Annotated in this window: 1 protein-coding gene; it reads left to right on the forward strand. The window is 44.8% G+C overall.

All coding sequences use genetic code 11. The features are described from left to right. A partial coding sequence (locus tag AB5935_RS26435; RefSeq protein WP_368327921.1) for an aldo/keto reductase occupies positions 1–353 on the forward strand: 353 nt, incomplete at both ends.

Genomic DNA, 353 nt, shown 5'->3' on the forward strand with positions numbered 1-353 from the left:
GCTCCACGGCATCGGCATGGGAGGAATGGAAGCACTTAAAGGACGCTACCTGGATAACGGAATACTTGATTTTCTGGTTAAAGAGCGTGAAGCCGGACGCATCCGGAATCTCGGATTTTCTTACCATGGTGACATTGAAGTATATGATTATCTGCTCTCACGACACGATGAATTTAAATGGGATTTTGTACAAATACAGCTCAATTATGTAGACTGGAAACATGCCAAAGAGACCAATACTCGAAATACGGATGCGGAATATCTCTATGGCGAACTGGCCAAACGGGGGATTCCTGCCATCATTATGGAACCACTTTTGGGAGGACGTCTATCCAACTTGAACGATAATCTGG

It is taken from the genome of Phocaeicola sp. RTP21198st1_B8_RTP21198_201120, assembly GCF_040929485.1.
In the GTDB taxonomy this organism is placed as follows: Bacteria; Bacteroidota; Bacteroidia; order Bacteroidales; family Bacteroidaceae; genus Phocaeicola; species Phocaeicola dorei.